At 52.5% G+C, this 26508-nt stretch carries 24 protein-coding genes; 22 read left to right on the top strand and 2 right to left on the bottom strand.

Annotated elements, in window-relative coordinates; all coding sequences use genetic code 11:
- Positions 1–372: 372 nt before the first annotated feature.
- The 9 genes from BUB55_RS11890 to galE all read left to right on the top strand — a co-directional run bounded on the left by BUB55_RS11890 (position 373) and on the right by galE (position 8939).
- Entirely contained in the window at positions 373–1500 is a 1128-nt protein-coding gene (locus BUB55_RS11890) for an AAA family ATPase (protein WP_073191743.1), read from the top strand.
- A gap of 23 nt (positions 1501–1523) precedes the next feature.
- On the top strand, positions 1524–2273 hold the full coding sequence (locus tag BUB55_RS11895) for a hypothetical protein (protein WP_143153046.1): 750 nt from the start codon (positions 1524–1526) through the stop codon (positions 2271–2273).
- A 504-nt stretch (positions 2274–2777) separates the two neighbouring features.
- The gene (locus tag BUB55_RS11900; protein ID WP_073191747.1) at positions 2778–2963 is read left to right on the top strand and encodes a hypothetical protein; all 186 of its coding nucleotides are present in this window, start codon (positions 2778–2780) and stop codon (positions 2961–2963) included.
- Positions 2953–3540: a hypothetical protein gene (locus BUB55_RS11905; RefSeq protein ID WP_073191749.1), complete on the top strand. Its 588-nt coding sequence runs from the start codon at positions 2953–2955 to the stop codon at positions 3538–3540. Before BUB55_RS11900 ends, BUB55_RS11905 begins: the two co-directional genes overlap by 11 nt.
- A 184-nt stretch (positions 3541–3724) precedes the next feature.
- On the top strand, positions 3725–4267 hold the full coding sequence (locus tag BUB55_RS11910) for a Panacea domain-containing protein (protein WP_073191751.1): 543 nt from the start codon (positions 3725–3727) through the stop codon (positions 4265–4267).
- A complete protein-coding gene (locus BUB55_RS11915; RefSeq protein ID WP_073191754.1) occupies positions 4260–4655 on the top strand; it encodes a hypothetical protein in 396 nt (131 codons plus the stop codon). The genes BUB55_RS11910 and BUB55_RS11915 overlap by 8 nt, the downstream gene beginning before the upstream one ends.
- Before the next feature lie 564 nt (positions 4656–5219).
- On the top strand, positions 5220–5603 hold the full coding sequence (locus BUB55_RS14490; RefSeq protein ID WP_200778538.1) for a helix-turn-helix transcriptional regulator: 384 nt from the start codon (positions 5220–5222) through the stop codon (positions 5601–5603).
- A gap of 174 nt (positions 5604–5777) precedes the next feature.
- On the top strand, positions 5778–7919 hold the full coding sequence (locus BUB55_RS11930) for a polysaccharide biosynthesis tyrosine autokinase (RefSeq protein WP_073191758.1): 2142 nt from the start codon (positions 5778–5780) through the stop codon (positions 7917–7919).
- On the top strand, positions 7920–8939 hold the full coding sequence (galE, locus tag BUB55_RS11935) for a UDP-glucose 4-epimerase GalE (protein ID WP_073191760.1): 1020 nt from the start codon (positions 7920–7922) through the stop codon (positions 8937–8939).
- Positions 8940–8959: 20 nt separating this feature from the next.
- Here galE and BUB55_RS11940 read toward each other — a convergent pair whose 3' ends face one another.
- Positions 8960–10753: a homoserine O-acetyltransferase MetX gene (locus tag BUB55_RS11940; protein ID WP_234971925.1), complete on the bottom strand. Its 1794-nt coding sequence runs from the start codon at positions 10751–10753 to the stop codon at positions 8960–8962.
- Positions 10754–10873: 120 nt separating this feature from the next.
- On the opposite strand from BUB55_RS11940, the gene BUB55_RS11945 reads away from it, so the two are divergent.
- From BUB55_RS11945 to BUB55_RS11975, 7 genes are read left to right on the top strand one after another with little or no spacing between them, the layout of a single operon-like run.
- On the top strand, positions 10874–11776 hold the full coding sequence (locus tag BUB55_RS11945) for a WxcM-like domain-containing protein (RefSeq protein WP_073191763.1): 903 nt from the start codon (positions 10874–10876) through the stop codon (positions 11774–11776).
- Position 11777: 1 nt separating this feature from the next.
- Entirely contained in the window at positions 11778–12731 is a 954-nt protein-coding gene (locus tag BUB55_RS11950) for a hypothetical protein (RefSeq protein ID WP_073191765.1), read from the top strand.
- Entirely contained in the window at positions 12731–13921 is a 1191-nt protein-coding gene (locus BUB55_RS11955; RefSeq protein ID WP_073191767.1) for a DegT/DnrJ/EryC1/StrS family aminotransferase, read from the top strand. Before BUB55_RS11950 ends, BUB55_RS11955 begins: the two co-directional genes overlap by 1 nt.
- Positions 13905–14480, top strand: a complete 576-nt coding sequence (locus BUB55_RS11960) for an acyltransferase (protein WP_073191770.1) — start codon at positions 13905–13907, stop codon at positions 14478–14480. The genes BUB55_RS11955 and BUB55_RS11960 overlap by 17 nt, the downstream gene beginning before the upstream one ends.
- Entirely contained in the window at positions 14480–15751 is a 1272-nt protein-coding gene (locus BUB55_RS11965; protein WP_073191772.1) for an O-antigen translocase, read from the top strand. The genes BUB55_RS11960 and BUB55_RS11965 overlap by 1 nt, the downstream gene beginning before the upstream one ends.
- Positions 15736–16704 (top strand): glycosyltransferase family 2 protein, encoded by a 969-nt coding sequence (locus BUB55_RS11970; RefSeq protein WP_234971926.1) that lies wholly within the window; start codon positions 15736–15738, stop codon positions 16702–16704. Before BUB55_RS11965 ends, BUB55_RS11970 begins: the two co-directional genes overlap by 16 nt.
- Entirely contained in the window at positions 16698–17492 is a 795-nt protein-coding gene (locus BUB55_RS11975) for a glycosyltransferase (protein WP_073191775.1), read from the top strand. Before BUB55_RS11970 ends, BUB55_RS11975 begins: the two co-directional genes overlap by 7 nt.
- Here the strand turns inward: BUB55_RS11975 and BUB55_RS11980 are convergent.
- A complete protein-coding gene (locus BUB55_RS11980; protein ID WP_073191778.1) occupies positions 17480–17980 on the bottom strand; it encodes a hypothetical protein in 501 nt (166 codons plus the stop codon). The two genes, BUB55_RS11975 and BUB55_RS11980, sit on opposite strands and share 13 nt — an antisense overlap.
- A 97-nt stretch (positions 17981–18077) precedes the next feature.
- Between BUB55_RS11980 and BUB55_RS11985 the strand changes: the two genes are divergently transcribed.
- From BUB55_RS11985 to BUB55_RS12010, 6 genes are all read left to right on the top strand, one after another.
- A complete protein-coding gene (locus BUB55_RS11985; RefSeq protein WP_073191780.1) occupies positions 18078–18635 on the top strand; it encodes a hypothetical protein in 558 nt (185 codons plus the stop codon).
- Positions 18636–18647: 12 nt separating this feature from the next.
- On the top strand, positions 18648–19136 hold the full coding sequence (locus BUB55_RS11990; RefSeq protein WP_073191783.1) for a hypothetical protein: 489 nt from the start codon (positions 18648–18650) through the stop codon (positions 19134–19136).
- A gap of 164 nt (positions 19137–19300) precedes the next feature.
- Complete coding sequence (gene purL / locus BUB55_RS11995; RefSeq protein WP_073191786.1) at positions 19301–23185, top strand: phosphoribosylformylglycinamidine synthase; 3885 nt, start codon at positions 19301–19303, stop codon at positions 23183–23185.
- A gap of 133 nt (positions 23186–23318) precedes the next feature.
- Complete coding sequence (locus tag BUB55_RS12000; protein WP_143153047.1) at positions 23319–23858, top strand: hypothetical protein; 540 nt, start codon at positions 23319–23321, stop codon at positions 23856–23858.
- Positions 23859–25241, top strand: coding sequence for a hypothetical protein (locus tag BUB55_RS12005; protein ID WP_073191792.1), 1383 nt, complete (start codon positions 23859–23861; stop codon positions 25239–25241).
- Positions 25183–26436, top strand: coding sequence for a hypothetical protein (locus tag BUB55_RS12010; RefSeq protein ID WP_143153048.1), 1254 nt, complete (start codon positions 25183–25185; stop codon positions 26434–26436). Before BUB55_RS12005 ends, BUB55_RS12010 begins: the two co-directional genes overlap by 59 nt.
- Positions 26437–26508 lie beyond the last annotated feature (72 nt).

Here is a 26508-nt window from a genome sequence, read left to right on the forward strand (position 1 = left end):
GAAAAGAGCATGAAACTACTTGACAATGAAGCGCTAATAGCCTAGATTTACACCAGTTGGAGACCTGGATTTTCAACTAAAAAAGGGACAAATTCTGCAGTGCAGGTCTAGTGGATCGAAAAGGGATGTTAAAGAGACTAGAATGGATTGTCTCTGGACAAGTTGGAGGATTTCGGCTATATTTGGGTTCCTATCACTCAAACGGAGCCGAACCATTCGGTCCTTTGAATTGGGCTTCGCCTTAGCGGGCGGAGCCCTTTTCTATTATAAATATAATAAAATTACGGAGAAAGTGTAAAAAAAATACAGAATTGTTGCTATTTTTGTGCGGATAATGCTATATTTTATATAGTCCTGATAAGGAGGTCTCCAATGCTGGCGAAATTTAGCGTAAAAAATTTCAAGAATTTTAAAGAATCATTCACTTTGGACTTGACCCAAACCAAGCAATATGGCTTTTCCAAAGACTGTGTCAAGAATGATATTGTCAAGACCGGCTTGATTTACGGTCCCAATAGCATCGGAAAGTCAAACTTGGGGCGTGCAATTTTTGATATTGTTTTGGGTTTGACCGATAAACAGAAAAGATATGATCTTTACCTTAGTTACCAGAATGCGTTGGCTCCAGGTGCTTGTGTTGAATTTGAATATGAGTTCCATTTTGATCAAGATGTAGTGGTGTATCGCTATTGGAAAACCTCGTTTGAAGATTTTGTTTACGAACAGTTGTTTATTAATGGGCAGGATATGATATCGAGGTTACCGAATGCGACAACCTTTACGTCTAATTTGGATGGCACTGAATCCTTGCGAACCGAAGCCTTGAGCAGCAAGATTTCGGTCCTAAGATATATTCGCGCAAATACGATGCTTTCGGAATCCAAGAACAATAAGCTTTTCCTAAAGACGCTCCATTTTGTGGATAATATGCTTCAGTTTTGGTGCCTAAGTGAAAACTCTTATCAGGGTTACAGCATAGGAAGTGCTCTTCTTGAAGATGAAATTGTCAAGCAAGGACATTTGCCGGATCTTGAAAATTTCTTAAACGAATGCGATGTTAAGTGCCGTTTGATGTCAAGACTGGTACAAAATAGGCAGATGTTGTTTTTTGATTTTAACAATCATCCTCTGCCGTTTTGGGATAATGCTTCTACAGGTACAAAGTCATTGACTCTGTTCTATTTTTGGTATTTCCATCTGCTTTCAAATGATGCTCCGTCGTTTGTTTTCATTGATGAATTTGATGCCTTTTATCATGAGAAAGCGTCGATGCAAATCATCCGTCGTCTGAAAAAAACGAAGCTAACTCAAGTCCTTTTGACAACTCATTGCAGTAACCTTCTTACCAATGATTTGTTGCGTCCTGATTGTGCTTTTGAAATGCCGAAAGACACCGGGCTTAAACCAATCGTCCTCGGGCCGTTGTCGTCTAAAACGGGTAAAGAACTCCGTGAAGCCCACAATATTCCCAAGATGTTCCGTGCGGGGGCTTTTGATTGAGTAGCCGAAATAAAATTCTGTTTGTGATGGAAGGTTTGTCCCCGGACAAAAGGCTTTTAAAAAGGTTCATTGACGCATTCTCCAAAGAGATGCAGATAGATGGTAGCCAAGTCATTGCTGTCTATGGGACAAACATCTACACATTGTATAGTGAATTAAAATCTCTTCAAGCGGAAGAACATGAATTTGGCGATATCGTTGAAGTGGTTCGCTCGCATAACCCTAGGGAGTTAGAAGGCTTTTCCAGGGATGATTTTTCCGATGTCTATTTGTTCTTTGACTTGGATATTCATGGACGGGATGTAAAGAAGGCTTGTTCCGAAATTAGTGCGATGATTTCGTGGTTTGACAATGAAACGGAGAATGGAAAGATTTTTGTCAGTTATCCGATGGTGGAATCGGTTTATTTGTGTGATAAAGAAGAATTGCTCTTCAAGTCTGATCGTTGTTTTGTTGCTCTGTCAGATTGTCTAAATGACGGCTTCAAAAAAATGCGGAATAGAATTTGCCATGGGAATGACACAACGATTCCCGTAGATGGTATTGAAAATATAAAGGCAATTTGTTCTGCGAATTTTAAAAAAGCAAATTGGCTCCTGTTTGATGACAAAAGTTTACCGTCGTCTGTCGAATCATTTACTCAAGGAATAATTTGGGGTAAACAGGAACTGTCTATTATTGATAAATTTCAGGTGGCAACATTGAGCGGATTACCGTTCTTTGTTGGGGAATATTTGGGCAGCAACAAGATGCTCGATGCTTTGAATAATTGAGAAAATATTTCGTTGCGGTGTAAACATCCCTGAAATTGGGAAAGCTTACAGTGGTTGTTTCAATCTTAAAGTTGAAACTAATTTGTTTGTCCGAAACTTATTAGGAATTTATTTCCCGCGTCCGCGTTAGGCCTCCAGCCACTTGCAGCTCTGCTGCTTAGTGGCTATGGTCCGCGTTAGGGATCGAAGCCCGTAGGGCCGGGAGGGCCGCCCGTAAATTGCGCTCGGCCCTCTAGGCGGGGGAACCGTGGGGTGACGCCTCGGTTCCGTGCCGCGAGAGCCCGCCCCTGCGCAGCAGGGAACGCCCGTTGTCCTTCGATGTCAACAATAGTTGCATAATTGACTTTTTTTGCCCCGGCTATTGACAACCGCCCCGCGTTTGTGTATATTTGATAGTGAACAAATGTGTAGGTATTGTGCGAGGGGCGGGATTTCTGTCTTGGCTGTCGCAGACGGGCTTGTGCTTTTGTTCGGATTAATGTATATTTCGCTAGAAGGTAAATCATGGCTACATCGAGCATAAAGAAGAACTTTAACGTGGTCGGGACCAGGCAGCTGGAATCCTTCGTTAAGGCCGTGGATCGCTCCCTGAAGGCCCCTGTTTCCGTCAGCCGAGTCAAGGCCGATGTTCTAAGCGGAGTTTACAGTTTGAGAAAACTTGCTCTCCTTAGAAAGAAACATGGCTTCTAAATCCTACTTTGTCGTAAACATCATGGAGTATCTTTGCGATGCTCCCATGGAAGAGGTCTTGTTGGGTCTCTGCGGTCTCTACGAGTGCCCTCTGAACAAGGACGTCGAGGGGTTCCTGAAAAAGTCGGCTGTCGATTTTGCTAAGAAGCACCAGGCCGTGAGCTATCTTGTATTTTCCCAAAAGAACGGCGCGTTTCTGGGATATTTCTCGCTGGCGATAAAGACTATTTCCGTAAAGGCGCAGAATGTGTCCCGGACGGTCCAGAGGAAGCTTTCACGGATGAGTACGCTGGACGACGGGGAATACAATATTCCGGCGTACCTTATTGCCCAGCTCGGGAAGAACTTCCAGTCGGGGCTTAACGACTCGATTACGGGAGGGGAGTTGCTGTCGCTCGCCATGGAACAGATTTCGCTGCTCCAGCATAGGGTGGGAGGCGTTCTCTGCGTTCTGGAGTGCGAAAACAAGAAGAAGCTCCTGGACTTCTATTGTGCGCAGAACCATTTTGTCGAGTTTGGAACGAGGAGAACTAAGTCCACGGAAAAGAGCCTGTTGCAACTGCTGAAGACAATATGAGATGTGTGTCAACTATAGTTGCAAAATGATAAATCTTCGCCGCGGGTATTGACAACCGCCCCGAGTTTGTTTATATTTTGTAGTGAACAAATGTGTAGAATCAATAAAAAGGCGGCATTTATGAGCTTGTATGTTGTCGGATGTCTAAAAGAATATGTATATTGGGCCAGAAGGGTAATGGCTTATGATTAATCCCATATATGGTACAGAAGTCCTGCTGAACGCGGCTCTCTGGGTTGCGGAACGCCTTCCGGAACAGGATCGGCGCATTCATAAGCTGTTCAAGATTCTGTGGTTTGCGGATTTGCTGCATCTCAAGCAGTATGGCCGTTCCGTGACGGGGGATACCTATATTGCCATGAACTATGGCCCGGTTCCTTCTGCCCTCTACGACATGATTAAGGGAAACTGCTCGCCTGAACTTCGTGTGTTTACGCAGTACGACAAGGGCTTTTTCGACATCTCGAAAAAGTGCAACATGGATTACCTGTCGGAATCGGATGTCGAAACGTTGCAGAAGGCGTTTGACGAGAATGCAAAGCTAAGTTTTGACGGGCTTGTGCAAAAGTCACACTCCTCCGCCTGGAATTCTGCATGGAAAGAGGGCGAGAACACCTCAATCCGCATGAGCGAGATTCTTGACGAAATTGATGCCGATGATGAAATTCGCGAAATCGTGAAGAACGAACGCGAGACTATGGCTGCCCTGAGCGTAAAGAATGGCTGAAATCGATTTTGTTCAAGGGGATGTTGTCCGTTCCATGACGGGCACGATTGTGAATTGCGACCATCAGAAGATGCTTGTGTTCGTAAATGAACTGTCTGGTCAGGTAGGCCTGGTTACGATAAATTCGCGCCCCTATCCGAAAAAGGGTATGGAGACGCAGCTGAAAATCGCGGCATCGGATTTTGCTTTTCTAGAGCACGACTCCTTTGTTGATTGTTCGGCTCTCTTTGTCAAGAGCGTTGGTGAATTTAAAGCCCTGGTTCAGAATGGCCAGGTGAGCTTGATAGGGAATCTTGATTCGGCGACGATGGATAAGGTAGTCCTTGCTGCGGCTGACAGCAGACACTTGAACGCGTTTCAGAAAAAGTTTTTCGACGATTCTTTGTAGCCAGTTGTGCGAGAGACCGTTTTTGCGCAGCAGGGAACGCCCGATGTCCTTCGATGTCAACTATAGTTGCATAATTGACTTTTTTTTGCCCCGGCTATTGACAACCGCCCCGCGTTTGTGTATATTTGATAGTGAACAAATGTGTAGTCTTTGGCTTTTGCCGCTTGTAAGCCATAGGAGTTGATGATGAAAGAAGTTGAGTGCTGTCCTGAATCTATTGGTGGAAACTGGTCGCAAATTGCGTCCGGTTCCTTTTTTTTATGCAGTTGTTGACAAGTAATAAAAAGTAATATATATTTATTATGTACAGTGTTTTCATGTCAAGAAGAGTCTCTCGGGCTGTTTCTGCAATGCCAAAAACGCAGCAAGAAAAACTTGCGTTGCTTGTTGACGATATACGGATGAACGGCCCCGTCAGAACAAATTGGCCAAATTATGGAATATTGGCAGGAACATCAACTCATCATTGCCATCTTTCCCACAAATGGGTGGCATGTTGGATTGAAACGGAAAAAGGTATAACGGTGGAGGTTACATATGCAGGCAGTCGTGGAAGCGCCCCCTATGCAGATCACTGATGAACCGGTGTCGTTCAAGGTCTCGGGCAAGAATATCCCGAAACCTGTCATTGCCTTTTTGGATGCACTGTTCCCCGATTCCGTCCGTATCGACGAGGACGACGATGTCCTTGAGCCGGTGGAAGGGATGGACTGGTACAAGAAGGCCAAAAAAAGGATTGATCCTGCCAAGGCGTTGAAAATAATGCGCGTGAATGCTGGTCTTACGCAGGCGCAGTTGGCACAAAAGGTCGGTCTCGCGAAGCAGAACTACAATTCGCTTGAGCGGGGGGCCAGGCCCATTTCTATGCTCATGTCAAAGAAGTTGGCCGATGCTCTCGGGACATCCTATTTGATGTTTTTCCGTGAAAATAAAAGCCGGAAGCTTTAAATGCTTGGCGAAATAAACGGCAGGGAACGCCCGTGATTCCTTGATGTCAACAATAGTTGCATAATTAGATTCCGGGTCAAGCCCGGAATGACGAGGGAGGAAAATAGGGTGAAAGGGCCAGTAACAAAGCCCTTTTTTTGTTTATACGCAAATTTATTTCCTAAATTTCCCCGCATGGAACAAAATACCCAACAAACGATTAGCGTTGCGGCTGTGGCTCAACCGCAGTCCGGCAACACCATCACCCTCCTCGAGGCTCTTGCCATCCTCTGGAAGAACAAGTTCAGGCTTATGTTGTTTGTCTTGTTCGGCGCCTTTATTGGTGCCGTGGTGGGTTTTTGGATACGCCCGGCCTTTACGAGCGACGCGCTTTTGCAGATTGACGTGCGCGGCAGCAAAAAGGGCAACGTGATGAGCCAGGCCATGGGTGACATGGGTGCGCTGCTCGACGTGACGACCCCCGCCGATGCGGAAATTGAATTGCTCAAGAGCCGCATGGTGCTGAGTTACGTGGTCGACGAGGAGCACCTGGCTTTTAGCGCGACCCCCACCAGCAAGTTGAACCGGCTTTTGCACCGCGAAGGCCGTATGGATGTCGACAAGCTCAACATCCCCGCTGCGGCACGTGCCGAGGAATTGACTGCTGTCGCGACAGGGGACAATACCTACAAGGTGGTCAACCCTCAAAATACGGTGCTGGTGCAGGGCAAGGTGGGCGACGTGCTCAAGGCGCTCTATGCGGGCGATACTTTGGTGATCAGGGTAAAGTTTTTGAGTGCAAAGGTGGGTGAGGAATTCGCCCTCCGCCAGGGCAACCCGTTGAGCGTGGTCCGCGCGCTATCGAAGTCCATTAAGGCTTCCGAAAAGGGTAAGCAGTCGGGTATTATCGCAGTCTCTTATTCGCACCGCTACGCCGACCGTGCGGCGGGTATTTTGAACACGGTGCTCAACACCTATGTGCGCCAGAACGTGGAAATGCGCAGCGCCGAGGCCGAGAAGACATTGGAATTTTTGGAAGAGCAGTTGCCCGGGGTCAAGGCAAAACTCGACAGTGCCGAGAAGGTGCTTGCCGACTACCGCCACAGCATTGGCTCGGTCGACATGACGGGCGAGACCCGCGCCCACCTGGACAAAGAGGTCAACCTGCAGAGCCAGATTATCGCCTTGGAGCAGGAGCGCCAAAAGGCGACGCGCCTGTTCAAAGAGGAACACCCCTCGGTGCAGACCATCAAAAAGCAGCAGGACAAGCTCCGCGGTGAACTTGCCAAGCTCAAGCGCAGCGCCGAGAAAATGCCGCTCACGCAGCAAGAGGTGATGCGCTTGCAAGAGGAAGTGCAGGTGAACAACCAGGTTTACACCACCATGCTCAACAACATCCAGCAGCTGCGCGTGGTGCGTGCGGGCGAGGTGGGCAACGTGCGCATTGTGGACGCGGCGCAAATCGAGCCCATCCAGAGCAAGCCTAAAAAGTTCAACATCTTTGTTTGCAGCATCGCGGCCAGCTTCATGGTCGGGGTGCTCCTGGTATTTGTACTCCGCATGTTCAAGAACGGCGTGCGCGGCTCCACCGAGATCGAGCGCGAGACCGACATGAGCGTTTACGCCAAGATCCCCGAATCCCACCACAAGCACACGCGCTCCAAGCACAAGACCTCTTTGGTGGAGGCGGCGCCAAACGATTTGGCGAGCGAGGCTTTCCGTGGGTTGCAGACCGCCCTTGACTTTTCGCTGGGCGAGGGGCAGAACGTGGTGATGGTGTGCGGCCTGGTGCCGGGCGTGGGCAAGTCATTTGTTTCTAAGAACCTTTCGGCGGTGTATGCCATGAACGGCAAACGCGTGTTGCTCATAGATGCCGACATGCGCAAGGGCGTGATCCGCAGCACCAAGTACGCGGGCCTCACCGACGTCCTGGCTGGCAAGGTGGACTGGCACGACGTAGTGGCGGACTGCCCGTGCAAGGGGCTGTTTATTTTGGGTCGCGGAAGCGTGGTGATGGCGCCCAGTGAACTGCTGCGCCACGACGACTTTAAAAAGCTGCTCGACGAGGCCAAGAAGGAATACGACATGGTGATTGTCGATACACCGCCACTCTCCCTGGTCACCGACTCCGAGCTCATCTACCCGCACGTGGACTTCCTCCTCATGGTGCTGCACTACGGCATTCACTCCATGGAACAGATCAAGGAGTCCATCAATGGGCTCAAGCGCTTTGCGGATAAACCCGGCGCGTTTGTGATGAACCATTGCGAGCACGAGCCGGGCCACTACGGCTACGGTTACGGCTACTACGGTAAAAAATATTACGGGAGCAAGTAAATGCAGATCCTTTTGACTGGTGGCGCTGGCTACATCGGTAGCCACACCATCATTGAACTCGACAAGGCGGGCCACTCGGTGGTGGTCGTCGACAACCTTTCCAACTCTTCGCCGGTGTCGCTTGAGCGCGTGGGCGAGATTATTGGCAAGGAAGTGCCCTTCATCAAGGCAGACGTCCGTGACGCTGCCGCCATGGACAAGATTTTCAAGCAGTACCGCATTGACGCGGTGATCCACTTTGCGGGCCTCAAGGCGGTGGGCGAGTCGGTGCAAAAACCGCTAGAGTACTACGAGAACAACATGAACGCGACATTTGTGCTGGTAAACGCCATGCGCAACAACGGCTGCAAGAACATCATTTTCTCTTCGTCGGCCACCGTGTACGGCAACCCGGCCATAATTCCCATTACCGAGGAATGCCCCAAGGGCGCCTGCACCAACCCCTACGGCAAGACCAAGTCCATGCTGGAGGAGGTGTTGAGCGACGTGCAAAAGGCCGACCCGGAGTGGAACGTGGTGCTGCTGCGCTACTTTAACCCGATCGGCGCGCACCAGAGCGGCCGCATTGGCGAGAACCCCAACGGTATTCCGAACAACTTAATGCCCTATATTACCCAGGTGGCCGTGGGCCGGCGCCAGGAGCTGGGCGTATTCGGCAACGACTACGACACTCCCGACGGAACCGGCGTGCGCGACTACATCCATGTGTGCGACCTTGCCGCGGGTCACGTGTGCGCGTTGCACGCAATCGAGCGCAAGTGCGGTCTCGCCATTTACAACCTGGGCACGGGCCACGGCTACTCGGTGCTCGACGTGGTGAACGCGTTTGAGAAGGTTAACGGAGTCAAGGTGCCCTACAGCATCAAGCCCCGCCGCGAAGGCGACATTGCCACCTGCTACTGCAACCCCGCCAAGGCCTTCAAAGAACTCGGGTGGAAGGCGCAGTACGGCATCGAGGAAATGTGCCGCGACTCCTGGAACTGGCAAAAAAACAACCCCAACGGGTACGAAGGCGCCTAACCTTACAAAAGAGGAAAGCACTATTTTTTGCTGATGGTCGCGATCACGTGCTCGGCGCCAAAATTCTTGAGGCCGAAGGCTGTCAACAGCTTGCTCATGCGGTGGTCGTTCTGGTAATTGAGGGTCTCGATTTTGAATCCTTCCTTGTCACAGAGCGTGTGGAAGTCCTTGAGCGTGAGCACGCGGATGTTCGGCGTGTCATACCACTCGTAGGGCAGTTCCTTGGATACCGGCATGCGGCCATGAACCATAAGCGACCCGCGTGCTGACCAGTGCCCGAAATTCGGGAACGTCACAATCACGCGCTTGGCGATACGGGTAAGTTGGCTCAACAGCGCGACTGGGTCGCGGATTTCCTGGATGGTGCGGTTGATGATCGCGTAGTCAAAACTGCCGTCCTTCAAGTCCGAGAGCCCGCGCTCGTCGAGGTCGCGCTGCACCACAGGGACGTCGTTCTCCAGGCAGTCCAAAATCCCTTGCACGTTCTTTTCAATGCCAAAGCCGGTCACGCCCTTTTTGCTCTTGAGGTATTCCATCAGCTCGCCGCCGCCGCAACCCAAGTCCAGCACGTGGCTGCCGTCGGCGACCAGGCTGCCGATGAGGTCGAAGTCGCTCTGCTCGTGGAACACGGGCACCGCCTGCGTCCCTTGCTGCGGGATGATCTTGGAATCGAGGAAGCGGCCAACGGCCTTGCCGAGCTCGCCGACCTCGATCAAGAATCCGTCATGCCCGAACTGCGTGTCGAGTTCGAGGCTGGTCACGGTCTTGCCGTCGTTCAAGAGGGCGCTCGTAATGCGGCGGCTCTCGTGCGGCGGGAACAGCCAGTCGGTGGAGAGGTTCACGTTCAGCACCTCGGCCTTGATGCCGCTGAACGCGTTCTCGATGCTGCCATATTCGGTTTCCAAGTCAAAGGCGTCGGTGGCGTGCGCGATGTGCAAATAGCTGTTCGCGTCAAAGCGGTCCACGAACTTTTTGCCCTGGTAGCGCAGGTAGCTTTCAATAGGAAGGTCTAGGTCGAACGGCGTGCTGTAAGTGACGGCGTGGTTCTTGTTCTCCTGTTCCTGCGAACGCTTGAACTTTTGTTCCATGCCTATGGCGCTGAGGTACGTGATGTGGGCGAGCTTGCGGGCGTTCGCGAGTCCCACGTCGGGCTTTTGCGCCTTGTCGTAGTAGTCGCCGTTGTTGAAGTCCGGGTCTTGCGTGATGATGTCGCGGGCCACGACCTCGAATCCGAGCGCCTGGCTACTAAAGCGCGGGCTGCTCGCGATGATCACGATGCGCTTAACCTGCTCTGGGTAGTAGATGGCCCACTTCATGGCCTGGAAGCCGCCCATGGAGCCGCCAAGCACGCAGTAGAATTCCTTGATGCCGAGGCCGTCGGCAAGTTCCTTTTGCGCATGCACCATGTCGCCGATGGTGATGATGGGGAAGGTGCTGCCGTAGGGACTCCCCGTGCGCGGGTTGATGGTCGCCGGGCCCGTGGTGCCCTTGCACCCGCCCAATATGTTGCTGCACACCACAAAAAAGCGGTCGGTATCGATGGCCTTGCCGGGGCCGATGAGCTCGTCCCACCAGCCGGCCTTCTTGTCGTTTTCGGTGTACCAGCCGGCGGCGTGTGCGTCGGCGGTCAGGGGCGAGCAAATCCACACCGCGTTGTCGGCAGTGGCGTTCAGCTTGCCGTAGGTCTCGTAGCGGATGGTGAGCGCGGGCAGCGTCTTGCCGTTTTCGAGCATAAATCCGGATTCTCCGTAGTCCTTGTTGAAGTCCTTCGGGGTAACGGGTCCGTAGCTTGATTTATGCAAATATTCACTCATATGCATAAAATATAGTAAAAAAACGCCATCCTGTCCCCCCCGCGTCCGCCTTTTCCCTCCCGACGTCATCTTGAGGAGAATGGTTCGCCTCATAAATAATTTATATATTACACACATATTATGCCGAATTTTGAACAAAAAGCCCAAATTGTACAGTTGCCCAAGTTCCTGGACGAACGCGGCAACCTGAGCGTGCTGGAATCCGAGATCCAGGTTCCGTTCAAAATCCGTCGTTGTTACTGGATTTACGACGTGCCGGGCGGCGAGCTCCGCGGGAGCCATGCCTTCAAGCGCCAGCACGAGATGATTATCGCGCTCTCGGGGAGCTTTGATGCGTTGATACACGACGGTAAGCGCGACACGCGCTACTCGCTCTCCCGTTCGTACTACGGGTTGTATCTACCACCCATGCATTACCGCACGCTCGACAACTTTTCGACGAACTCGCTGGCGCTGGTGGTTTCTTCGACTCCCTACGAGGAGGACGACTACATTTGGGAGAGGGACGAGTTTTGCAAGCTCGCGGCGCAGAACAAGACCTTGCCGCAGCCCGCGCCTTCTAAGCCAGCGGAGCCTTCCGCCGCCCAGCCGGACCCGGCCAAACTCCGCGCCGCCACCATCGACGATTGCGAGCTGATCACGCTCCCGCGCCACAGCGAGCGCTCGGGTAGCCTGACTTCCCTCGAGAACTCCAAGGACGTGCCCTTCGACGTCAAGCGTATCTTTTACCTGTACGACATTCCCGGCGGCGAGAACCGCGGCGGGCACGCCCACAAGGCGTGCCACCAAATGCTGGTCGCCGCGAGCGGTGCTTTTGACGTGAAGGTCTCCGACGGCAAAAACGAGAAGGTCTACCGCCTGGACCGCCCGTATTACGGGCTCCACGTGCCGCCCGGAGTGTGGGCCGAAGAACTGAACTTCTCCTCGGGCTCCATTTGCCTGGTGCTCACTTCCGAGCATTTTGACGAGGCCGACTACTGGCGCGACTACGCCGAGTTCCTCCACTTTAAGCAGGAGGGGTAGCATGGCCTGGGTCGAACTTTCGGCACAAGATTATGCGAAGCATTTCGCCAACCCGCTTACTTGTTACCTGGGGGCGGATTTCAACCTGCTCAACGCCAAAAAGGTGGACGCCGTCCGCTTTTTTGCCTACGACCGAGAGGGCTTTAGGCTGGGCATTGTTTTTGGGGAGACTCCCGCACAGTGGCTGTCGCCTTTCTCTGCGCCGTTCGGCGGATTCGCCTGCGCCAAGGGGGTCGCCATCGACGAGATGGACGGGGCCATTGCGAGCCTGCCCGCTTTGGCAAGGTCGCAAGGCAAGAGCATGCACATCACGCTCGCCCCGGTTTTTTACGCGCCCACTTTCCTCTCCAAGTGCGTATCTTCGCTTTTGCGAGCTGGCTTCAAGGTGGACCATGCCGACTTGAATTACGCCCTCAGTTTTGTGGACCCGGTCCCGTACGAAAAACGCCTGTGGAACATGGCGAAGCGAAACCTTAAGCAGGCGCAAAAATGTCAAAGCGAGTTCAGGCTCGAGACGACGCCCGAGGGCGTTGCCGCAAGCTACGGCGTGATTGCCAAGAACCGCGAGTTCAAGGGCTACCCGCTCAAAATGTCGCAGCAAGCTTTTGGCGCGACTTCGGCGCTTGTGCCTATCGAGTATTTTACGCTGTACTTGGCTGGGGCCCCGGAGGCAAAACTGGAACCTGCCGCGGCTGCCATTGTTTACCGCGTTTCGCCCCGTGTGGCGCACCTCATTTACTGGGGCGACGCCCCCGGTTTCGAGGAACTGCGCCCCATGAACTTGCTCGCGCTGCGCCTTTACGAGCATTACCAAAAAGAGGGTGTGCATTATTTGGACATCGGCCCCTCTTGCGAAGACGGCGTGCCCAACGTGGGGCTTTGCGCCTTCAAGGAGAGCGTGGGCTGCTTTGCCGACCTCAAGTACACATTCAGCCTGGAAGGGGGCGTTTGCTAATGCAAAAGATTCCGTTTCTCGACTTAAAACAGCTGAACGCGCCCTACATGGATGCGCTCAAGGCCGCCGCCGCGCAGGTGGTGGAGTCGGGCTGGTATATCCGCGGTTCTTTTTGCGAAAAGTTCGAGAAGGCGTTTGCCGACTATTGCGGTGTAAAGTACGCCGTGGGCGTAGGCAACGGCCTCGACGGGCTCACGCTCATGCTCCGCGCCGAGATTGAACTCGGTCGGCTCAATGCGGGCGACGAGATTCTGGTGCCCTCGAACACCTATATTGCGACGTTGCTTGCGGTGAGCGCTGCGGGGCTCGTGCCGGTGCTTGTGGAGCCTTGCGAAAAGAGTTTCAACATGGACCCCGCGCGGCTCGATGCCTCCTGTGGGCCGCGCACCCGCGGAATCCTCGTGGTGCACCTGTACGGACGTCTTGCCGATATGCCCGCCATTTGCAAGTTTGCCAAGGAACGCGGGCTTTTGCTCTTTGAGGACTGCGCACAGGCGCACGGGGCGCGGCTTTCCGCTGCTGCGGGCGACCCGCAGGCCTGTAACCGCCCGCGCTTTGCGGGTTCGTTTGGCGCGGCTGCCGCCTACAGCTTTTACCCCACAAAGAACCTGGGTGCGCTGGGCGACGCGGGCATGGTCATCACCGACGACGCCGAAATCGCCCGCGTGGTGCGCATGCTGGGGAACTACGGTTCCGAAAAGAAATACGTGAACAAGTATCGCGGCGTGAATTCCCGCCTCGACGAGATGCAGGCCGCCTTCCTGCTCGCGAAACTCCCGCATCTGGACGCCTGGAACGCACGGCGTCGTGAAATCGCGGCCCGCTATGTAGGCGAAGTGAAGAACCCGCTTTTGCGCCTTCCCGAGATTCCCGCCGATCCGCGCGAACATGTATGGCACGTGTTCACGCTGCGCACGCCCGACCGCAAGACCCGCGATGCGCTGCAGAAATATCTCGAATCCCGCGGCATCGGGACGCTTATTTTTTACCCGATTCCGCCGCACAGGCAAGAGGCCTATGCGCCGAGCCCCGACGGCAGGGAATCCTTGCTGCCTGCGGACAGGCTCGCTGGCAAGTTCCCGATTGCCGAATCGATGGCCGAGACTGTGCTGAGCATTCCCGTGTCGCAGGTACTCACGGATGCCCAAGTTACCGAAATCATTGGAGCCCTGAATGAGTTTGTGTTCTAGAATTCTCCGAAAGCTGGTCCGTACGTCGCGAGTGCGTTTTTACAGGTGCATTTCGACGGTCAAGGCGAAGGGCAAGTTCTGCTCTATCGCTCCCGTGCTCTGTGAAGGCAAGGGCAGCGTTACGGTCGGGGACGGCACCATTTTCGGCTATATCGCCGATGCCGATTTCTGGACTTCGTATGTCTTTTTGAACCCGCGCAACGATGATTCGAAAATCGTTATCGGCAAGAACTGTCAGATTTGCAACCGCTTTACGGCCGTCTCCGAAGGCCCCGGCATCGAGATTGGCGACAACGTGCTCGTCGGTACTTCGGTGACCGTGATGGATAGCGACTTCCACGAAATCGATCCGGAGCGCAGGCTTACGGGAACTCCGAAAACGGGGAAGGTCGAAATCGCCGATAACGTCTGGATTGGCGACCGCGTGACGATTTTGAAAGGCACGACCATCGGCAAGAATTCCGTCGTGGCGGCGGGTGCCGTTGTTTCTGGAACGTTCCCCGCGAACGTCGTCATCGGTGGCGTCCCGGCGAAGGTCATCCGGGAAATAGGCGGTTGATGGTGGACAGTTCTTCTAAAATATGGAAGCTGTTTTTCGGCTCTGGCTCGGTGACGCTCTTTAACACGCTCCGCGCCTTTGTCATCAATAAGCTGCTTGCGGTTTTCTTGCCGCCTGCCGCATTCGCGTGCGTGGGGCAGTTCGTGAACTGGATGAGCATTGGCCAGGCCACGTCTAGTCTCGCGATGCAGAACGGCTGGGTGAGCCTGACCGCGCAGAACAAGGACAACCTGAAGAACCTTCACGGCGTGTGGCGCGGTGGGTTCAGGCTTACGACTTTCGCGACCATATTCACGTGTATCGCGGCGGTGCTTTTCTGCTTCGTCGCCCCGCTCGACAAGATGCTGCCGGGAGTCCCGCCGCGTCTTGTGCAGGCGGCTATCCTGTTTGCGCTCCCGGGAATCCTGGCCATGAATATTGTCACCATCTGCTCTTCGGTGATGAACGGGCTGGGGAAGGTGCGGCGCTGGGCGGTTATCCAGATTGTCGCTTCGCTTTTCCAGATGCTCTGGGTGGCGTTTTTCCTTTATACCGGCCGCCTTTCGGTGCTCTCCATTATCGCGACGCAGTCGGTGGTGGCGGGGTTCTTTGCGGCCCGCGTGGCGTCGCGTGCCGGGTTCAACATCAAGACGTTCAGGGAATCGGCCTTGGACATTCGCGGCCCGTGGCTTTCTTATGCCGTGATGGGGCTCGTGCCTATGATTGTGGCGCCGCTCGTGCTCATGTTCGTGCGCTCGCTCGTGGGTGCCGAACTGGGTTGGAACGCGGCCGGAATCTGGCAGGGCGTCTACAAGATTTCGGATTTCTTCGCGTCGATTTTCTCGGCGGTGCTCGGAGTGCTGATATTGCCGCGCATTAGCCGCGAGATGACCCGTGAACGCTTTGGCAAGGAATTCTACCCGATATTCGCGCGGATGATGGGATTCACGTTTGTCTTCTGCGTCATATTGTTCTTTTTCCGCAGCCTGGTCGTGTCGATTCTGCTTTCCGAAAGCTATGCCCCCGCGGCTTACTACATGCCGATTCAATTGCTGGGCGACCTTTTCCGTTCGGGCGGCTGGTGCTTTGGCATGGTGCTCATTGCCCGCCGTGAAACCGGGAAGTTCCTCTTTGTCGAGGTGGGGGCGAACCTGCTGTTCGCCGTCGCCACGTTCGTGGGCATTCGCCTGTTCGAGATGCATGGTCCCATGATGGCCTATGCGCTCGAGAACTTCGTGACGTTTATTGTGCTTATCGTTGTTGTGCGGAGGCTCAAGTGGAATATTCAATAACCAACTTGGCTGTCGACAACGTGGGCGAGAACGTTTACGCGAAGGCCTTTGCCATTGGCGAAGAGATGGAACAGCGCAAGCGCATCCCGCTGGTCTCGGTTTTGCTCGCAAGCTACAACCACCAAAAGTATGTGGAGGCCGCCGTGCGCTCGGTAATGGAGCAAAAGGGCGTGGACTTTGAGCTCATTGTGGTGGACGACGGCAGTACCGACGGCTCGCCGCAGATTTTGGAACGCCTGCAGCGGGAGCTGGGCTTTACCTACGTGCACCGCGAAAACAAGGGCTTTATTGCGACCATGAACGAGCTTTTGCAAATGGCGCGAGGCAAGTACTACTGTTCTTTTGCCTCCGACGACGTGATGCCCGCCGAGCGCCTTTACAGGCAGAGCCAGTTTTTGGCGAAGCACAGCGGTAGCGTGGCGTGCTTTGGTCAGGTGGTGCCCATGACCGCCGAGGGCGTGATCGGCAAAAAGATGATCCCGCTCTACCTGCACAACGTGCCCGAGGTCAAGTTCGAGGAAATCTTTGTGAGCGACAAGGCGCTGCACGGGTGCTCCGAGATGTTCGTGACCGAGGCGGTGCGCTCGCTGGGCGGTTACGACACACGTTTTTACTTTGAAGACATGCCGCTGTACTTTGCGCTTTTGACCAAGTACGGCCCGCAGCCGGTTTCGCCCGACATTGTGTGCTGCGCCTACCGGGAGCACGGCAGCAACATGCACGGCGACCACAATAAAATGTACCGCGAGATTTTGCGCCTGCTTGAGCTGTACAAAAACCATCCGCTCTACGCCTACGCCTGCAAGCGCTGGCGCGCCCGTTGGTTCTCGACGCTCGCCTACAAGAACAAGCGGGAGGCTTTGCGCCGCCTGCCCGAGCTTGCGAGTCTCACGCCGGCGTTCATCAAGCGCTTGCCCAAACTGTTTATCCCGAGCTGGTTGCTAAAATGCTAGAGATCTCTGTGTGCATGGCGACTTTCAACGGCGCTCCGTATATCGAGGCGCAGTTGCAGAGCATTTTGGAGCAGCTGCCCGGCAATGCCGAGGTGGTGATTGCCGACGACGGCTCCACCGACGCGACACTCGAGAAGGTCAGTGCCATGGGGGACGCGCGCATCAAGGTCTTGAGCCCCGCGCAGCCCACAACGCAGGGGAGTACCGCCGCGCCGCTCGGCCCGACGTACAACCTGGAACGCGCTCTCGCCGCCGCCCAGGGCAAGTACATTTTCATTGCCGACCAAGACGACGTTTGGCTCCCGGGGAAGGTCTCCCGCGTGCTCGAGGCGCTTGAGCGCCATACCCTCGTGATGCATGACGCCTTCATGTTAGTCCCTACCGAGGGCGACTCCGAACCCGATACCCCGTCAAAACTGAGCTCTTTCCATCGCGACGGCCTCCTCTCCGACGTGCGTCCGTTTGGCAGGGGGCTTTTTAGAAACTGGCTCAAGAACGGCTACCACGGCTGCTGCTTGGCGTTCCGCAGGGAGCTGTTGACGCGCGCCCTCCCGTTCCCCAAGAACTTGCCCATGCACGACCAGTGGCTCGGCCTGATTGCCGAGAAGTACTTTGACGCCGTCTACCTGCCCGATGTGCTTGTAGAGTACCGGCAGCACAAAAAAAATGCCACCCGCATTACGGGCGGCCCTGCCGGAATCCTTCAAAAAATCAAGTGGCGTCTGGATTTGCTTAAAGCGCTGACGAGGCCATCCCACATCCCGCACTACACATCTCACATCGATTGAACAATCTCGCCCCAGCCCGCCTGCAAAAAAGCCCCTGCGCGCACCAGGTCGGCCTGCTCCTTTTCGTAGGTCTTTAGAATCTGGTTGTATTCCGAGACGTCGCGCACCATCTTCACGTCGTGCTTGAGTTTTTTCTCGAGCATGTCCTGTTTCCACTGCGCCACGGCGGCAAGGCCCTGGCAGCTTTTGTCGAGGCTCTCGAGGTAGGCGGGGAGGGCGTCCAAAAAGCGCTTTTCGAATGGCTGCGCCACCCCCTTTGCCTGCAAAAGCAGGTTGTTTTGCACAATGATGTTCTTGCGGACTTCGCTCATGAGGCGCACAATGCGTTCGTAGTCCACCTGCGGCCAAATGAGGCTGAACGGCCACATCTTTTTCCAGTGGAACTTAAAAAGGGATTCGTGCGCGGTGTTCTTGGCACGCAAAAGTTCCTTCAGGTTCTCGAAAATAATCTGCGACGGGAGCTTCTTTTGTTCGCTAATTTGGTCCATGGGCAGCAATATAGCCTTTTTTTAAAATATTTTTCTTGATTTGCCTTAAATTATGTATTATTTTGAAAGCAAACTCATTCATTTTTGAAGGATTCACATGGATAAGAAAAAATTCAAAATTTTGGCGATTGTGGACGCTGTCCTCATAGTCGCCCTCTTTGTGGTGATGTTCACCCTCAAGGGGCAGTACAACGAGCAGGCGCAGACCTCCGTTAAGGAGCAGGTGGGCGCTTACCAGACCACCGCCAACGGCATGCTGCAGGATGTGTGGAAGTCGGTTGACCAAAACGGCATGGCATGGAAACTCGTGTATGTGACGCTCACGGGCGACAAGACCGAGGCCAGCTTCGACGCCGCCGTCAAGGCAATCGAAGAGGACAAGGCCGCCCGCGAAAAGCAGCTGTTCTACGCGTTCACGGCCGCCGGCATCCCGCCCAAGGTCCAGAATGACATCAACGAGAAGGGCGGTCTCGCCGAATCCTTTGTGATCAAGAACGAGAAGGGCGCCAAGGAAGTCGCTTGCGGCAAGAACTGCTCCATCAGCTTCACGTTTGCCAAGGGCAAGCTCAAGAACGTCGACTACAAGGCGCTTGTCGAGTACAATATCGCCGAACAATTTAAACTGGAAGCTCCGGCTGCCTACCACTTTGAATAAGGAGCGTTTCAAATGAATATCAAGTCTATTGCAATTGCTTTGACAATCCTCTTGGTCGCCGTTTTGGCGACGGTCCTTATGCAAAAGGGCAACTACGTTTCGCAGGCCACCGAACACTACGAAAAGACCACGACCGCGACCTTCAAGGGCTCGAGCAAGATTATCGAGTACGTGGCTACTTCGCTTGAACAGAACAAGCTCCTTTGGGCGCTTGCCTGCGACGCCGTGCAAACGGTCAAGACCAGCCAGGACATGGCGAAACTCGAGGCCAAGTACTTCCCGACCACCAAGGGGTCGAACAGCCTCTCCAAAAAGACCCGCCGTTTCGAGGCGACCGGTTCGTACTTCATTGTCTCCAGTTTCGACAAGGTCGACGAAGATAAAAAGACGCAACTCAAGACGCTCTCGGGCTTAAACAACATTGACGTGAGTGCCCTCCTGGGACTGGTCGCTCCGGCCGCCCCTGCCCCGAGCGAAGAAGAGGAAGAGTACGAGGAATAAATCCTCGTAAACCACTATCTTATTGACTCTCAACGAGATAGAATTTCATACGAAACGACCCGCCCCGCGGGCCGTTTTTTATTGTCTTTACCGCTGCATTTTGAGGCGAAAAAGCGCCGCTATTTTTCTAAATTTACGGCGTAAAATTTAAACCGAGGTTTATAATGCTCATTCTTCGTGGTACGCCGGCTCTGTCGGATTTCCGTCTCCAGAAACTTTCTTCCGATTTCAAGAGCGCAGGCCTTTCTGTCGCTTCCGTTTACGCTGAATTCCTGCACGTGGTGGATCTGTCCGCCGAACTCTCCGATGCGGAAACTGAAACTCTGAAGAAGGTGCTGCACTACGGTCCGGCCCGCGAACCCAAGGCTCTCGAAGGCGAACTCTTTGTGGTGTGCCCGCGTCCGGGTACTATTAGCCCGTGGAGTTCCAAGGCTACCGATATCGCTCACATTTGCGGCCTCCCGGCTATCAAGCGCATTGAACGCGCCATCGCTTACTACGTGAAGTTTGAAGGCGCGGTGCCCGCTGGTGCCCGCGAAAAAATCTCGGCCAAGATTCACGACCGCATGACGCAGGCCGTTTTCGCCGACACCGCCTCCTTGGAAGTCTTGTTCAGCAAGGAAGAACCGCGTCCGCTGAACGTGATTCCGGTGCTCGACCAGGGCCGCGACGCCCTCGTGAAGGCCGACAAGGAAATGGGCCTCGCGCTCTCTCCGGATGAAATCGATTACCTCGTGAAGAACTTCACCGAGCTCAAGCGCAACCCGACCGACGTGGAACTCTATATGTTCGCGCAGGCCAACTCGGAACACTGCCGCCACAAGGTGTTCGGTGCTGAATGGACGATTGATGGCGTGAAGCAGGACAAGTCCCTGTTCCAGATGATCAAGAACACCTACCAGCTCCACAACTCTAACATCTTCAGCGCCTACAAGGACAACGCCGCCGTGATGAAGGGCGCTGTCGCTGGCCGTTACTACGCCGACCCGCGCAATAACAAGTACGACTTCCACAACGAAGAAGTCGATATCTTGATGAAGGTCGAGACCCACAACCACCCGACGGCCATTTCTCCGTTCCCGGGTGCCGCTACCGGTAGTGGTGGCGAAATCCGTGACGAAGGTGCCACGGGTAAGGGCAGTAAGCCGAAGGCTGGCCTCACGGGCTTCAGCGTTTCGAACCTCAAGCTTCCGGGTGCAGTCCAGCCTTGGGAAAAGGACTTCGGAAGCCCGTCCCGCATTGCGTCTGCCCTCGACATCATGATCGAAGGCCCGCTCGGTGGCGCTGCGTTCAACAACGAATACGGCCGTCCGAACATCCTCGGTTACTTCCGTACTTTCGAACAGGAAGTCGATGCCCAAAACGGCAAGGAAGTCCGCGGTTACCACAAGCCGATTATGTTGGCCGGTGGTCTCGGTAACATCAAGCATGAACATATCGAAAAGGGCCACATCGATCCGGGTGACCACCTGATTGTGCTCGGCGGTCCAGCGATGCTCATCGGTCTCGGTGGTGGTGCAGCCAGCTCCGTGCAGAACGGTGCCGGTAACGAATCTCTCGACTTTGCCTCCGTGCAGCGCGAAAACCCCGAAATGGAACGCCGTTGCCAGGAAGTCATCGACCGCTGCTGGGCGATGGACGAAGAAAACCCGATTACGTTTATTCACGACGTGGGCGCAGGTGGACTTTCCAATGCCTTCCCGGAACTCGTGAACGATGGCGGTCTCGGCGGTAAGTTTGAACTCCGCAACGTTCCCAACGACGAACCGGGCATGAGCCCGTTCGAAATCTGGAGTAACGAATCCCAGGAACGTTACGTTATCGCTATTGCTGGCGACAAGCTGGATGTGTTCGATGCGATTTGTAAGCGTGAACGCTGCCCGTACGCCGTGGTGGGCGAGGCAATCCCTGAAAAGCACCTCACGCTCACCGACAAACACTTCGGTACGACTCCGATTGACATGCCGCTCGGCGTTCTCCTCGGCAAGCCGCCCCGCATGATCCGTAACGAGAAGAGCCAGAAGCGCCCGCTTTCGTCTCAGGTCGTCCCGGCCGATGCCTCCATCAAGGACGTGGCTCATCGCGTGCTTGCAAACCCGACTGTCGCCGACAAAACGTTCTTGATTTCTATCGGTGACCGTTCCGTGACGGGTATGATTTGCCGCGACCAGATGGTTGGCCCGTGGCAGGTGCCGGTCGCTGACTGCGCCGTGACAAGCGCAACTCTCGATACTTACGAAGGTGAAGTCATGAGCATGGGTGAACGCGCCCCGATTGCCTTGATTTCTCCGGCCGCTGCCGCCCGCATGACGGTGGCTGAATCCCTCACGAACATGGCTGCCGCTTGCGTGCCTGACATGGGTCGCGTGAACTTGTCTGCTAACTGGATGGCCACGCCGAACTACGAAGGTGACGGTGCAGACTTGTACGAAGCCGTGAAGTCCATCGGTATGGAACTCTGCCCGGATCTCGGCATTACGATTCCGGTGGGCAAGGACTCCATGAGCATGAGCACCGTGTGGCAGGACGACAAGGGTAGCCACCGCGTAACGGCCCCGATTTCGCTCGTCATCAGTGCCTTTGCTCCGTGTGCCGACGTGCGCAAGACGCTTACCCCGCAGCTCTTGCAAGATAAGGATTCGACGCTCGTTCTTGTCGATCTCGCTCGCGGCAAGAACCGCATGGGTGCTTCCATCGCAGCTCAGGTTTACTGCAACCTCGGCGACAAGGCTCCGGATGTGGACAGCGCCAAGGAACTCCGCGCCTTCTTCGAGACCGTCCAGAAGCTCAACGCCGCCGGCAAGATTATGGCCTACCACGACAAGAGCGATGGCGGTCTCTACACGACGCTTGCCGAAATGGCGTTCGCCGGCCACGTGGGCGTGACGGTGAAGGCCGACGCCCTCAAGGGAAACCTCATCGACGCCCTCTTCAACGAAGAACTCGGTGCCGTGCTCCAGGTGAAGAATGCCGACCTCGCGGCTGTTCGCGACGCATTTGCCGCCGCTGGTCTCGGCGATACCGTTTCTGAAATCGGTACGCTCAACGATACGTACAACCTGGTCATCGGCGACTACGCCGAAGGCCTTTCGGATCTCCGCGCCATCTGGAGCGACACGACCCGCCGCATCGCGGCCCTCCGCGATAACCCGGATTGTGCCGAAAGTGAATACACGCTCAAGTTGGAACAGGACAATCCGGGTATCACGCCGAAGGTCACCTTCGACGTGGCGGCGGGTGCAAAGGTCGTAAAGGACTACGCAAGCCGCCCGAAGATGGCCATCCTCCGCGAACAGGGCGTCAACGGCGAACTCGAAATGGCTGCCGCCTTCCAGAAAGCAGGCTTTGAATCCATCGACGTCCACATGACCGACATTCTCGAAGGCCGCGTAAGCCTCAAGGACTTCAACGGTCTCGTGGCTTGCGGTGGCTTCAGCTACGGTGACGTTCTCGGTGCCGGTGAAGGCTGGGCCAAGAGCATTCTCTTCAATCCGAAGGCCCGCGCCGAATTCGAGGCTTACTTCAACCGTAAGGACACCTTCACGCTCGGCGTCTGCAACGGTTGCCAGATGGTCTCCAACCTCAAGGACTTGATTCCGGGCGCCAAGCACTGGCCGCGCTTTGTGCAGAACCTCTCCGAACGCTTCGAAGCACGCTTCTGCACGCTCAAGGTCGAAGACACTCCGGCCGTGCTCCTCAAGGGCATGGCAGGCTCCGTGCTCCCGATTGCGGTCGCACACGGCGAAGGCCGCGCGGAATTCGCTAGCCGCGAAGCCGCCGAAGCCTGCCTCAAGACCGGTCTCGTGGCGCTGCGCTATGTGGACGGCAAGCACGAATACACCGAACGCTACCCGCTGAACCCCAACGGCTCTCCGTTCGGTATCAACGGCCTCTGCTCCGAAGATGGCCGTGCCCTCGTGATGATGCCGCACCCCGAACGCGTGTTCCGTACCTGCCAGTACTCCTGGCATCCGGCGGACTGGGGCGAAGATGGTCCGTGGATGCAGTTGTTCCGCAACGGCAGAATTTTTGTTGCCGAAAAGGGCTAATAAAGTATTCTACAGTAAATACAGATAAAAGAACTTCCCAAAATAGGGAAGTTCTTTTAATTTTTTTATGTTGTTTTGCTTACATTTTTTAAGAATAATTTTGTTTTAATTAAATTCCTCCATTGGAGGACTTATGACAAAATATTGTTTATTTTTCCTAGGATTTTTTTCATTATGTTTTGCAGCAACACAGGGACAGATGCAGAACAATATACAGAATTTTTTTCTTGCAGTTCAATCTATCGATAAATTAAAAATTTATTCTAATAATGACACCTATTCTGAATTGCTTCTTGATTCGCTGCAAACTCGGGGGCTTATATCTTCTTATTCTATGGCTACAGTTGCAAGTGGTCCCACGTATTTAGTTATACAATTGAAGGAAAGCCCTATTTGTATATTAAATATCAATAGTCCAGTTGAGTATAAAATGGAATTCTTTGTAAGTACAGCAGATAGTCATTACAAGGAGATAATGGCTTCTGTTCAATCTGCCGTTGCTGGGAATAATAAGGTACAAATCCTTTATCCGGATCCTTCGCAGAGCTACACTCTCTCTGGCGATATTGCGAAAGGTGAAGATGTTTTGAATGTATGTGTGTTTCCCAGTGATAATGTACGTGGCAAAATTATGTATTGTCCCATCAGGCGTTTAACGGTGTTTGGCGAATAGATGTTGGATAGATTTTATTTTGCGTTATATGTAATTTTTTTGTTTTTATTTGTAACCGAAGCTAATGCTTCGGTTCATAGTTTGCAATACAATATACCATCTTCTATACGTGTTGTAGATGGTGATACTCTGAACTTTCTCGACATTCCAACTGATTGGTTGTTTTCTAAAGTCAAAATTGGGATAAGTGGAGAACCCGCCCAAATGCTGGACGGACGCTTGAGTATTGGATCCTGTACATATAATTTGACTGGATTTTATACGGAAATAGAGGTTCCTTATGGTCAACAGCTATCTGCTGTGTACCATGGCCCGACAAAGACGTTGCCAATTCATTGGTGGGTAGATTATGGTATGGCGGAGCCTTCTTGTAGTACGGATGAAGTTGATTCGCTTAAACGTGAATTTGATACCTCTTTTGATTCTTTGTATAATATCTATACAGAAGATTATAATGATTTAGGTGAATTGAATTCTGTTAAACATTTTGGAGGGGCGTCCCTTCATTTCAAGATATCTCAATTACCTCAATTCTACTTTAATACCATACGCGTTCTGATAGAGCCTGAAGATGGTGATTCTTTGGATGGGGCTCTTTATTCTAGAGAAATTGTGCGAAAAATAAATGGTTGGAGCATGAATGTTCCAATTTCACTGTATATGGGACGATATGCATATTTCGAGATTGCATTCCCGGAATATCGGCGTTTTCGTATAAAATGGTGGGTCTCTGTGGAAGATTCTCCTGAATTGGAAATACCAACGGAAGTGAGGGATCGTTCTCAAGATTCTATAGAGGTTTCTTATCAGTTTGATTCTGTTGGTGTCTTGCAATCGAATCCTGTTTTGCTTTATAGAAAAAATGACTTTGTAGATGGTCTTCCCCCAAGGGTGAAGATGTTGCAGAATAATCCGCATGGAAATGAATTGAAGGACAGTGCTTTTTTTCCTTTGAGTGAGGTGTATGATATTCATGCCAATACAAGGGAAGGAGTAATGGTACCGCTGGCAATTCCTTTGAATATGGACATTGCTGTCGGTAAGGATGATGTTGCTGTGAAACATTTCGTTTCTTCTCAACAACGATGGATTAACGAACCTGTTGACAGCGTTTCCAACGGATTTGTGTATTTTAAATCGTCAACTTTTTCAAATTTTTTTGTTGATTTAATTGGTTTTGTTGGAACATCAGTTTTCACAGGACCTGCTATTGCTGCAGATTGCTGGTTTAATGGATGCTCATATACCAAGGAAACTTTAGCCTTTGCAGGGGAAGAAGCCTTGTCGGTAATAAAATGGACTAAAAAGCTAAGGGATTCCTTTGTTGAAAAAGTGTGCAAAACTGTTGATGTTGACCCATTTTGCTGTCAAATATGTTCTTAACGACCCTTTTGAAGTAAACAAAGGTAAAAATTGGGATATTGACCAAGGAGAACCTGCAAACCTTATTGATTTGTCCAATTCAAATGCTAGTAAAATAATGCTTCAATTGCTTTCAAAAATAGTTTCAGAATCGAAACAAAAATTACAGCCTTTTGAAATTGATGACACAGAAGTCGATAAATGGAATAAAGCCATTCGTAATTTAGATATATTATTGGCAGATAAATTAAAAAGAAAATATCCCATAGACATTGATGAATATTTCCTAGAGAAAAAAATAAGGCTCCTTCCTTTGGGTCAAAATCTAAGAGGATATAGAAAATTTGATATCAGTCAATTTAAGCTTAAGTTTGAATATGTTAATGAATCCGTGGCTACGGAGTATGCTTTTCAATGGTACCTTATGCCTCCGAGTACCATGTTAGAAGGTGTATCCTGGTTCCGAGAGGGGATTGCGCAATGTTATCAAGGATTTGATTTCTGGAATTATGAAAATAAGGACCAGTGGCTTATTTTGGCGGAAGATGTCCTTAATGTAGATCGGCATGATGGCACTTGTAAAAATGTGATGAATATGCTTATTCCGAATTTTTCTCCGGTGGACATTATGTTTCCACTCAATAGAGGATGTAATGAGTTTATAATGGATGCTCTTTCACGCTCAGATTTTGTACAAGACATGTTGAGTGACAGGGATAAAAAACTGATGGCTATGACCTCGGTGATGGCCCGTGTTGCGTTGATGTCTTGGATTGATAAGACTGATTTCAGGCGATTTGCAGCAGTCGCCTATAGGCCTCTTTACGACGGAATGCGTTCATGGTTAGAATTAGTTGCTCCACTATATGGCGACAACAACATTTGTATAAAGGCATATGCGGCTTTAGCTCTATTTGAGTATGTTCAGTATGGAACACTGGCCAATTACAAACTATTGGAAAATGCTTTAAAGAAGCATTATTCTGAAAATGGTGCGTATTCGGAAGGTGCAGGATATTCGCTATATATTTGGGAAGAAGTTCCGTATTTGCTAGCGGCGCTGAAAGATGCTTTTGAATCAAAGAATAAACAGTTGGTCATTAACAAAAATTTCTTACATTCTGCCGAGAATATGGCTAAATTATCTAGACCCGTTGAATCTTTGGGATTAGTACCTGTGGAAACTGATGATGGAATTTGTCCCTTTTTTAGTTGAAAATCCAGGTCTCCAACTGGTGTAAATCTAGGCTATTAGCGCTTCATTGTCAAGTAGTTTCATGCTCTTTTC

Origin of the sequence: Fibrobacter sp. UWP2 (genome assembly GCF_900141705.1) — a bacterium.
Classification (GTDB): domain Bacteria; phylum Fibrobacterota; class Fibrobacteria; order Fibrobacterales; family Fibrobacteraceae; genus Fibrobacter.